Origin of the sequence: Gordonia sp. 'Campus' (genome assembly GCF_022206305.1) — a bacterium.
Taxonomy (GTDB): domain Bacteria; phylum Actinomycetota; class Actinomycetes; order Mycobacteriales; family Mycobacteriaceae; genus Gordonia.
The window spans coordinates 1-9,380 of sequence record NZ_JAKOIW010000034.1; the positions used below are offsets into that span (position 1 = coordinate 1).

The 9,380-nt window shown below is 68.4% G+C and carries 11 protein-coding genes and 1 pseudogene; 5 read left to right on the forward strand and 7 right to left on the reverse strand.

All coding sequences use genetic code 11. The features are described 5' to 3' along the window. Both MAY35_RS22435 and MAY35_RS22440 read right to left on the reverse strand, forming a co-directional pair. Window positions 1-353, reverse strand: a pseudogene (locus tag MAY35_RS22435) (hypothetical protein); the annotation flags it as partial. A gap of 58 nt (window positions 354-411) precedes the next feature. Beyond that, window positions 412-939, reverse strand: a complete 528-nt coding sequence (locus MAY35_RS22440; RefSeq protein ID WP_238423500.1) for a DUF4878 domain-containing protein — start codon at window positions 937-939, stop codon at window positions 412-414. A 138-nt stretch (window positions 940-1,077) separates the two neighbouring features. Here MAY35_RS22440 and MAY35_RS22445 point away from each other — a divergent pair, with 138 nt between their 5' ends. Both MAY35_RS22445 and MAY35_RS22450 read left to right on the forward strand, forming a co-directional pair. Next, on the forward strand, window positions 1,078-2,193 hold the full coding sequence (locus tag MAY35_RS22445; protein WP_238423501.1) for an LLM class flavin-dependent oxidoreductase: 1,116 nt from the start codon (window positions 1,078-1,080) through the stop codon (window positions 2,191-2,193). Continuing rightward, window positions 2,190-2,852 (forward strand): CE1759 family FMN reductase, encoded by a 663-nt coding sequence (locus MAY35_RS22450; protein ID WP_238423502.1) that lies wholly within the window; start codon window positions 2,190-2,192, stop codon window positions 2,850-2,852. Before MAY35_RS22445 ends, MAY35_RS22450 begins: the two co-directional genes overlap by 4 nt. Window positions 2,853-2,912: 60 nt before the next feature. On the opposite strand, the gene MAY35_RS22455 is transcribed toward MAY35_RS22450, so the two are convergent. Together MAY35_RS22455 and MAY35_RS22460 are read right to left on the reverse strand one after the other, a co-directional pair. Next, entirely contained in the window at window positions 2,913-3,920 is a 1,008-nt protein-coding gene (locus MAY35_RS22455) for a pirin family protein (protein ID WP_238423503.1), read from the reverse strand. Window positions 3,921-3,973: 53 nt separating this feature from the next. Next, window positions 3,974-4,732 (reverse strand): acetoacetate decarboxylase family protein, encoded by a 759-nt coding sequence (locus MAY35_RS22460; protein WP_238423504.1) that lies wholly within the window; start codon window positions 4,730-4,732, stop codon window positions 3,974-3,976. 368 nt (window positions 4,733-5,100) lie between these two features. On the opposite strand from MAY35_RS22460, the gene MAY35_RS22465 reads away from it, so the two are divergent. Further along, window positions 5,101-5,817 (forward strand): LuxR C-terminal-related transcriptional regulator, encoded by a 717-nt coding sequence (locus tag MAY35_RS22465; RefSeq protein ID WP_238423505.1) that lies wholly within the window; start codon window positions 5,101-5,103, stop codon window positions 5,815-5,817. Between the two features lie 232 nt (window positions 5,818-6,049). Continuing rightward, on the forward strand, window positions 6,050-6,412 hold the full coding sequence (locus tag MAY35_RS22470) for a response regulator transcription factor (protein ID WP_238423506.1): 363 nt from the start codon (window positions 6,050-6,052) through the stop codon (window positions 6,410-6,412). Window positions 6,413-6,465: 53 nt separating this feature from the next. Here MAY35_RS22470 and MAY35_RS22475 read toward each other — a convergent pair whose 3' ends face one another. Further along, on the reverse strand, window positions 6,466-7,455 hold the full coding sequence (locus MAY35_RS22475) for an alpha/beta hydrolase (protein WP_374238002.1): 990 nt from the start codon (window positions 7,453-7,455) through the stop codon (window positions 6,466-6,468). On the opposite strand from MAY35_RS22475, the gene MAY35_RS22480 reads away from it, so the two are divergent. Continuing rightward, a complete protein-coding gene (locus MAY35_RS22480) occupies window positions 7,436-7,618 on the forward strand; it encodes a hypothetical protein (RefSeq protein WP_238423507.1) in 183 nt (60 codons plus the stop codon). The two genes, MAY35_RS22475 and MAY35_RS22480, sit on opposite strands and share 20 nt — an antisense overlap. A 124-nt stretch (window positions 7,619-7,742) precedes the next feature. Here the strand turns inward: MAY35_RS22480 and MAY35_RS22485 are convergent, their stop codons facing one another. After that, window positions 7,743-8,753, reverse strand: coding sequence for an anti-sigma factor (locus MAY35_RS22485; protein WP_238423514.1), 1,011 nt, complete (start codon window positions 8,751-8,753; stop codon window positions 7,743-7,745). A 7-nt stretch (window positions 8,754-8,760) separates the two neighbouring features. Beyond that, complete coding sequence (gene sigK / locus MAY35_RS22490) at window positions 8,761-9,369, reverse strand: ECF RNA polymerase sigma factor SigK (RefSeq protein WP_374238003.1); 609 nt, start codon at window positions 9,367-9,369, stop codon at window positions 8,761-8,763. Between the last annotated feature and the right edge of the window lie 11 nt (window positions 9,370-9,380).

Below are 9,380 nucleotides of genomic sequence, written 5' to 3' on the forward strand. Positions count from 1 at the left end.
GGTCGGGGCAGAGGGGCGGCGGGCACGATCCGGCCGGCATTCTGCAGATCCCAGAAGTCGCCGACGGGTGGCAATGCGCCGTGTGCGCGCGCCGGGGCTCGGGGCTCGAGTCGGGCATCGCCGTACACCGGGCTGCTCGCAGATGTGGGCGGAGTCGGGAGTTCGAAGTCCGGTCGGGCGTCGAGAACCGCTGTGCGGCGGGGACCGGGAGGTTCGGGAAGGGTGGTGTCGTCGAGATCGTTGACCAGCGGCCAGCGCGCGTGTCGTGCGGTCACCGGCGGTGCGAACGGATGAGTCGGATTCTCGGTACGCACGTACACCTCCTCGCCGTCCGGCCCGGGGTCGGGCCGCACCCGTTCGAGTGTAGGCGAGGAGGCGTGCGAGGCCGGGCGTGTCGGCCCGGGGTGGGCGTCAGCCGCGCTGGCCGCCCATGCTGATCAGCTGGTTGATCGCGTCGCCGCTGAGCTTCCAGTCGCCGTCGACCTTGACGAACGCGAGCTGGATGTCCACCGGGGCGGGGGCGTGCGGGCTCTTCACCGCGACGGTGGCGGTGGCCTTGTCATCGCCGTCCTCGGCGACCTCGGTGACCGAGAAGGCCTCGGGCGTGTAACCGGCGGCGGTTGCGCCCTTGGCGAATGCGATCGCGGCCGGCTGGGTGGCGGGGTTGCTGAGGTCGACGACCTCACCGATCTCGTTGGCCGGGGTGTCGGGGTCGATGGCCTTGCGCAGGGTTTCCTGCGCGTCGTCCTTGCTCAGTCCGGTGACCTCGTCGACGGCGTCACTCGCTGCGGTCTCGACCTCGCTGACGGCGGTCTCGACGGCGGTCGACACCGCGCTGGTGGCCTCGTCGACGGTGTCGGTGGACTCCGAGCAACCGGTGACCACGAACAGTGCGGCCCCGGCGAGGGTGATGGCAGCGACGGACTTCCGGATCTTCATGCAACTCTCCTTGAAGCGGTGATTATCCCCGGTACTTCCCGGTGGGGAATGTGAGCCAACACTAACCCACGGGCCCATGGAATTAATCGGACCGCGGTCCGGTTAGAGTGGATGAAACCACGACAAGGGAGGCGCGACATGCAGTTCGGAATCTTCAGCGTCAGCGACATCACCGTCGACCCGACCACCGGGAAAGAACCGACGGAACACGAGCGGATCAAGGCGATCGTCGAGATCGCCAAGAAGGCCGAGGACATCGGGCTCGACGTGTTCGCCATCGGTGAGCACCACAACGAGCCGTTCTTCTCGTCGTCGCCGACCACGACGCTCGCCTACATCGCGGCGCAGACCGAACGTCTCCAACTGAGCACGTCCACCACGCTGATCACCACCAACGACCCGGTGAAGATCGCCGAGGACTTCGCCATGCTGCAGCATCTCGCCGACGGACGTGTCGACCTGATGCTCGGACGAGGCAACACCGGTCCGGTCTATCCCTGGTTCGGTCAGGACATCCGGCAGGGCATCCCGCTCGCCATCGAGAACTACCACCTCCTGCATCGGTTGTGGACCGAACACGTCGTCGACTGGGAGGGACAGTTCCGCACCCCGCTGACGTCGTTCACCTCGACCCCGCGCCCGCTCGACGGTGTCGCACCGTTCGTCTGGCACGGTTCGATCCGCAGTCCCGAGATCGCCGAGCAGGCTGCCTACTACGGGGACGGGTTCTTCGCGAACAACATCTTCTGGCCCAACGAGCACTTCCAGCGGCTGATCGGCTTCTACCGGGAGCGCTACGAGCACTACGGCCACGGCAAGGCCCACCAGGCCATCGTGGGGCTCGGCGGACAGTTCTTCATCCGGCCGAAGTCGCAGGACGCCGTGCGCGAGTTCCGTCCCTACTTCGACAACGCACCCGTCTACGGGCACGGACCGTCGCTGGAGGAGTTCAGCTCGCAGACGCCGCTCACGGTCGGCAGTCCCGCCGAGTTCGTCGACAAGACCCTCGGGTTCCGCGAGACCTACGGCGACTACCAGCGCCAGCTGTTCCTCGTCGACCATGCGGGTCTGCCGCTCAAGACCGTGCTCGAGCAGCTCGATCTGCTCGGCGAGGTCCTGCCGGATCTCCGGGCCGGCTTCGCCGAGGGGCGTCCGGCCGACGTCCCCGATGCACCCACGCACTCGTCGCTCGTCGCCGCCCGCGACGCGGCTGACGACGGTGTGACCCGGGAGAGTGCGGAGGTGTCGTCATGACGACCCGGATCGTCGCGGTCAACGCGGGGTTGTCCGAGCCGTCGTCGACGCGCCTGCTGATCGACCGCATGGTCGCGGCGGTCACCGACCGGTTCGACGGCCCGATCGACGTGCAGGTCGTCGATCTGCGCGACGTGGCAGGTGAATTGGGTCAGGCCATGACCGTGGGGTTCGCCACGGGCAAGGCCCGGGCCGCCCTCGACGAGGTGGAAGGTGCCGATGCGCTGATCGTGGCGACGCCGGTGTTCAACGCCTCCTACAGCGGACTGTTCAAGATGTTCTTCGATCTCGTCGACATCGATGCCATGACCGGCAAGCCCGTCGTCATCGGGGCCACCGGCGGCAGTCCCCGTCACTCGATGGTGCTCGACCACGCGTTGCGGCCGTTGTTCGCCTACCTGCGCAGTGTGGTGCTCCCCACCGGTGTGTACGCGGCATCGGCCGACTGGGCGGGAGCCGGCGGTGACACAACCACCCTGAACGATCGGATCGGCCGTGCCGCAGGCGAACTCGTGTCGCTGCTCGCGCCGAGAAGTACGCCGGTGAGCGCAGGCGCTGGTCGTCGCGCGCAGGACGGTCCGGCCACGGTGTCGGCGCGGCAGCAGTCGGTCGAGGCCGCCGGGATCGCCAACTTCGCGAAGTTGCTCGGCACGACGTGACCGGGGCGCCCGCCGAGGGTGCGCAGAAGAGACGCCGACGCGCCTGAGAGACAACGACTCTCAGGCGCGTCCCGGTGTATTGACGCGCGGCCGCAGCCGGGAGTGCGGCAGCGGCGGCGCCGGCAGATGCTGGATCTCGCCGGTATATCCCTCCACCTGTCCGAACCGTCGGCTGTGCGCCTCCCATTCGGTGCGGAAGGCCACGATGTCGTCGTGGGTCCGGCCGATGAAGTTCCACCACATCACGATGTCCTCGGCCAGCGGTGCGCCGCCGAGGAAGACCACGCGGGCCGGGGTGTCGGCGACGTTGGTGAGTGAGACCCGGCTCGCCCCGAGACCGATGTAACCGAGCTCGGTCGGGGCCAGCGGCGCCGCGTCGGTGCCGTCGACCTCGATCGTTCCGGCGTCGACGAGGATGCCGTGCTCGTGTTCGGGGTCGACGTCGACGTCGATCGAGGCGCCCGGCGCGAAGTCGAGCTGGGCGCCGGTCAGCGGAGTGAACGTGTGCACGGGAGAACGTGTCCCGAACAGCTCGCCGAGGAACACGCGCGCGGTCACACCGCCGAGGTCGATGGGGTCGGGTCGGTGATGGGCGAAGTCGCGCGCGGTGTCGGCGTCGGCGGCGGGGAGTGCGACCCACAACTGGACGCCGTGCAGTGTCGTGGTCTCCGGGGTCGACACCTCTGTGTGGGCGATGCCGTGCCCCGCCGTCATCAGATTGATCTCACCGGGCCGGACCATCGCGTGATTGCCCATCGTGTCCCGGTGTTCGATCTCGCCGGTGAACAACCAGCTGACCGTCGCCAGTCCGGTGTGGGGGTGCGGCGGGACGTCCATGCCGCCGCTGGTGGTGACGTCGTCGGGACCGTAGTGGTCGATGAAGCACCACGCCCCGATGAGCGACCGCGCCCGCTGCGGCAGTGTCCGGTGCACGGTCATCGCACGGGGCCCGCCGAGCGGCACGTCGCGCGCGGTGAGGACGTCCATGCGTAGGTGCCCCGAGCCGGCGGCCACCCCGGCGTCGCCGCGGCACTCCACCTCGGCGGGGTCGATTTCGAGATTGCTCATGGAACACATTGTCCGCGGCCGGATGTGTTGCGGCCACCCGCACCCGGTTGTCGTCAGACCAGCGTGGGGTCCTCGAAGCGCATCGTGATCCGATCGACGGAACTGGTCATCAGCGCACGCCGGCCGAGCCGTAGCGAGCGGAGTTCGTCGGCGATGGGGTGGTCGCCCAGGGTGAGACTCGCGCCGCCGATCCGCGTGCGGGTCCCGGTGGTCGAGGTGAGACGCCACGGTGTCATCCTGGTGGTCCCGTCGAGCTGCGAGTACGCGTGTAGCACCGTGTCGGCGGTGGAGTCGGGGACCGCGATGCCGGGTTTGACCCGTAGGTCGGCGATGAGGGCGCCGTCGGCCTCGAGGCGCCCGTGCTTGGTCGCCGAGTCGTGGTCGACGTCGAAGTCTGCGAGGGTCTTCGGGAATCCCCAGATCCCGCGCCCGGCGGCCAGGGTGAAGTCGCCGTCGACGGGGAGCCGGTGGACGAGGGCGCGAGCATCGCCCTTGAGCAGTGAGCGCACCGCACGGAGAGGTGATGCGGGGGGAGTCGAGGGATCCTCGACGAGGAAGCACACGCCGAACTCGTTGTACGGCCCGAGATCGCCGTCGACATAGTCGACGAAGACGAGCATGCACATCGTGCGACCGGGCCGGATGCGCAGGGGGCGCAGCGTTCCGGGGCGCCCGCCGGACTCGGCGTCGACGGCGCGCGCGACCGCCGCCGCGTCTGCCGTGAACCCGGCGACGAAGCACCGGGCATGCCGTATCTCGACGGGCATGGTCACGGTCGTCCCGAGGACGTCGTGGGTCGATGGTGCGCTCAACGTGGTCTCCTTCGCAGGATGGATGGTCTCCGGCCGCGGATCGGGTGTCTGACCGTCGCTCGACAGGGCATTTTCTAGAACATGTTCTAGTCTTGCATGGAGACACCGGCTGTGACCACGGAAGGCGGTGTCCCCAAACATGTGGACACGGGTGGTGTCAGTTTGGGACAGATCGTCGCAGGTCGAGCTCTTGGTGCCGCCGCGGACTGCGGACTCGGCTACGGTTCGCCGGGTACGCACCTCCGCGAGGCTGTCATTGCTGAGAACCGCTGGTGAGCGCCGAGCGGGGGAGCGCAGGGCGTCGGGGACCGCGCCCGCCCGACACGGGTGGGAATGCTCCCGACGAGTAGACCAAGGGGGTGGGCATCATGACGGGTGATCCCCTGTTGCGCGATGCTCCCCTCATCCGCGTGGGCATGGTCGACGACCACCGGTCCCCGATCTGGGGAATCGAGCGAGTGCTCGACCCGGTTGCCGACATCGCCCTGATCTGTTCGGCCGGCACGGTCGCCGGCGTGCTCGGCGAGCGGGTTCCACTCGACGTCGTCCTGCTCGATCTCCGCCTCGACGACGGCACCACTCCCCGCGAGAACGTCAACGCGCTGTCGGCGGCCGGTGTCGCGACCGTCGTCTACACCTCGGGCGAGCATCCGGCGCTGCTGCGCTCGGCTGCCCGCGCGGGTGCCCTCGGCGTGGTCCTGAAGTCCGCGGACGAAGCGATCATCATCGACGCCATCCGGGCCGCCGCCCAGGGACGGGTGGTGCTGACCACCGAGTGGGCGGCCGCGATCGACGGCGATCCCGAGCTCGCCGCGGTGGACCTCTCTCCCCAGTTGCAGAAGGTGTTGGCGCTGTATGCATCCGGCGAGACGTCGGCGCGGGTCGGGGCGGCGCTCGGGGTCTCGGCGGAGACGGTGAACGAGTATCTCAAGCGAATCCGTCAGAAATACGCGGATGCGGGCCGGCCCACCAGGACGAAGGTGGACCTGTTCAAACGCGCGGTGGAGGACGGCTGGCTGCCGGTCCCGCAGCGCAGGGCGGCGTCGACGGCGACGCTCGGTGACGTTATGCGGCGGCGACGGTGAGCAGAATCCGTGGCGCCGAGGACATTCCGTGCGGGCTTCGCCACGGGGACGACGAGCAAGGGGGGTCGGTGGGGGTATCGATGAGGGGGCTCTTCAAGGATCGGAGAAGTCCCCAGTTCTGGGTCTACCGACCGGTAATCGGCCGACCTACCTTGGGTACAACGATCATGACGCGTGAAGCGTGCGGCGTCGGGGACGTGAGCAGTGCGCCGATCAAAAAGGGGATGGACCAGTGACGGTCACTTCAGATTATTTCCGGACCGCGGTGTCATCGGGAGCGCGAGGCACTGAACCCGCGGATCTCGACGCTCCGAAAACGGTTGCGCGGCTGGCGGACTACCGGGTGACCGGCGATCGGCCGGCCATCGTGCGTCCGAGCCTGTCCGACCGCGAGGTGGAGGTTCTCCTCGCTTGGCTGGCCGCCGACTCGAAAGAGGATGCGGCCGCCCGCCTGTTCATCTCGGCCTCGACGGTCAGTACGCACCTCGCCCGTATCCGGGCGAAGTACACCGCGGTCGGCCGGGGTGCTCCGACGAAGACGCATCTGTTTGCGCGAGCTCTCCAGGACGGTTACACCGGTCTCGACTCCTGGTGATCGGCGGACCCGAGGATCTTCCTCGGGTCCGCATCGGCCGCCCCTGCCGGACCTCAGCGCAGATCGCGTGCGATGAGGGGCCAGGTGCGGTACAGATCGTCCTGCCAATAACCCCACGAGTGGGTGCCGGTCGGCCGGAGCGCGACGTGCACCGGCAGGTTCATCGAGCGCATGCGCTGCACCATCTGCCTGGTGCAGATGTCGATGGCGACCTCGATGCCGCCGCCCACGATCGCCTGATTGGCGAGGGTGAACGGATCGCCTTCGATGCTGGGGTCGGTCAGTTGTTCGTGGACTCCCGGGGCGCCCGTGCCCGTGGTCATGTAGACCTTGCTGCCGCGCAGCTTCGCGGCGTTCAGGTAGGGATCGTTGGCGCGCCACCCGGGGCCGTTCAACGGTCCCCACATGTTCTCCATGTTCGCCTGACCACGGTCTTCGACGACCAGCCGGATGTACTGCTGGCCGGCGGGGTCGCTGGTGCGGGCGCAGCCGCTGAAGGCGGCGACCGAACGGTAGAGGCCAGGTGCGGCGATCGCCAGGTTCAGCACCGACGTACCGGCCATCGAGATCCCGGCGATCGCATTGACACCGGTGGTGTCGAAGGTGCCGTCGATGAGCGGTGGCAGTTCTCGGGTGAGGAACGTCTGCCATTTGTTGCGTCCGAGCGCCGGGTCGTCCCGCTGCCAATCGGTGTAGTACGAGTAGGCCCCACCGATCGGCGTGACGACGTAGGCGTGCTTGTCGGCGAAGTAGCGCTTGTAGGTTGTGCGTGCATCCCAGGTCGCGGAGTCCTCACCGCCGCCGGCGCCGTTGAGGAGATACAGGGTGGGCGCCGGACGCGAACGGTCGCGCGGCGTGAGGACCGTGACCGCGACGGTGCGGCGCATCGAACCCGAGTAGACGAGCAGGGTGACCTGCTGCGGATCGTCGTCGAACGTGTCGACGATGCGTGAGCTGCCCGCCGCCGGGTGCGGGGCGGGTGTCGCGGTTGCCGGGGCCGCCGGAACCACCACGAACCCGGCGATGACCGCCCCCAGTGCCACCAGACGGGTCAAGACCGACGAGCGCGTCCACCGCCGTCCGCTGTCCCTCGTGTTCGACCGGCTGATTCTCGTCACACCACACCCACCGTTCTCCGCGCTGCACCTGCTGCGCCGCCGGCTGACCCCGTCCGGCAGATGCCCGGGCGACCGGTACCTCGGCTGATCGGTTCCCCCAGCTGATTGATCTCTCAGTGTAGGGATCGTCACCGGGCGCCGGATCGATACAGCTGTCCCCCGAGGGATCGAATCCGCGTCGTCTCTCGCGCGAGGTGACGAGGGCCGACGCGTCAGAGAGCGACCTGGGCCAGGATCGGCGTCGTCGGCTGCTCCGAACCGCCTGCGGGTTCGATCGTCACGGCCAGCACGCTGGAACCGTCCACGTCGTCGACCACCACGGGAGCGGTGTCGTCGCCCGGGATGAGGCCCGCGGACACCGGTCGCTCGGCACCCCCCACGAGCCAGAGCTGGTAGGTGCTCTCGGACGGGATGGGCTTGCGGAGATCCCGCAGCAGCGCGATCGCCTGATTGGCCGATTCCGACGTGACCACCGAGATCGTGCCGCGGTCGCCGGCGAGCGGCTCGACGGACACCGTCGCATCGGCGGCGGTGAGTACGCCGAGGACCTGGCGCTGGGAATCGCTCAGCGCGGTGGTCGTCGTCGACGGTTCGGGAGCGGTCGTGCGTCCGATGAGCACTCCCGCGCCGAGCGCGACGGCCACCGTCACCGCGGCGGCGGCCAGGATCGCCGTCGCCCGGGCCGGCCGGGGTGCCGAACCGCCCGATCGGTGCTGACCGCGACGCTGTCCCAGGGTTCGGCGTGCGACGGTGCCCGAGTCCTGCGTGTGGTGTTCGCCGGACTCATCCACACCGGGGTCGCCCGAGCCGGTTTCAGATGGCGCCGAGCGGGGTACGTCGCCACCCGTGATGGATGGCGAGTCGTACGAACCCGTTCGATCGGGACCCATCACGCCCAGGGGATCGGCAACACCGGCGTCACGCGGTTGGTCGTCGCGGGGGTCGATGCCCACCGACGCCCCCTCGAAGACGTGGGTCAGGACCCGATGCCTCAGGTCGGTGGGGGCATCGAGCGCATAGGTGGTCGCGAATCCGGCCATCGCGGCCTGGATGTCGACGATGCACGCTTCGTACACCGCGCGTTTGTTCGGTGGCAGGGCGGCGAGCTCCTGCTCCACACGAGTGGATTCTTCGGGGGTCAGCGCTCCGACGGCATGGAGTTCGACGTGTTCGTCGAGCCAGTCGGATTCCCGGTCCCCGGACGCCGCATCGGGTGTCGTCATGGTGAGATCAGGCATCCTCCTGCGTCCCCAGGCATGTCTTCAGCCGGCGCAGTCCATCTCGGATCCGAGACTTGATGGTGGGCAACGGGGTGTCGGTCTTCCTCGCGACCTCGGGATAGGTCAAGCCGCCGAAATACGACATCTCGATGCAACTCCGTTGCAGGTCCGTGAGCGCGCCGAGACATGTTCGTAGCGTACGCGCCTCGTCCGCGTGAACAACCACCTCCAACGGAATGTTGCGCGGCGTTTCCACGGTGCGCGCCCCATAGTCCGACATGCGGTTCTGTTGCAGCTGCTCGGTCCGTACCCGGTCCACGGCGCGTCGATGCGCGATGGTCATCATCCAGGTGATGACCGAGCCACGCGACGGGTGGTATTCGCTGGCCTTCTGCCAGTACTGCAGGTAGGCCTCCTGCACGATCTCCTCGGCGTACTGCCGGTCGCGCACGACGCGGAAGGCGAGTCCGTAGATCCGTGAACTCGTCAGGTCGTACAGGTGCGTGAACGCGGCTCGGTCCCCCAGCGATGCGGAACCGAGTAGATCCCGCAACAACCGTGCTTCCCCCCCGCGTCCGTGGTGCGCGTCGGCGGTCGCGCTGCCATCGTCCGGTGTCACAATCCCACGGT

What these genes read in the sequence shown, in the direction of transcription:
- MAY35_RS22440 (WP_238423500.1), bottom strand. Translation starts at nt 939, where the DNA reads ATGAAGATCCGGAAGTCCGTCGCTGCCATCACCCTCGCCGGGGCCGCA.
- MAY35_RS22445 (WP_238423501.1), top strand. Translation starts at nt 1,078, where the DNA reads ATGCAGTTCGGAATCTTCAGCGTCAGCGACATCACCGTCGACCCGACC.
- MAY35_RS22450 (WP_238423502.1), top strand. Translation starts at nt 2,190, where the DNA reads ATGACGACCCGGATCGTCGCGGTCAACGCGGGGTTGTCCGAGCCGTCG.
- MAY35_RS22455 (WP_238423503.1), bottom strand. Translation starts at nt 3,920, where the DNA reads ATGAGCAATCTCGAAATCGACCCCGCCGAGGTGGAGTGCCGCGGCGAC.
- MAY35_RS22465 (WP_238423505.1), top strand. Translation starts at nt 5,101, where the DNA reads ATGACGGGTGATCCCCTGTTGCGCGATGCTCCCCTCATCCGCGTGGGC.
- MAY35_RS22480 (WP_238423507.1), top strand. Translation starts at nt 7,436, where the DNA reads ATGACCGCCCCCAGTGCCACCAGACGGGTCAAGACCGACGAGCGCGTC.
- MAY35_RS22485 (WP_238423514.1), bottom strand. Translation starts at nt 8,753, where the DNA reads ATGACGACACCCGATGCGGCGTCCGGGGACCGGGAATCCGACTGGCTC.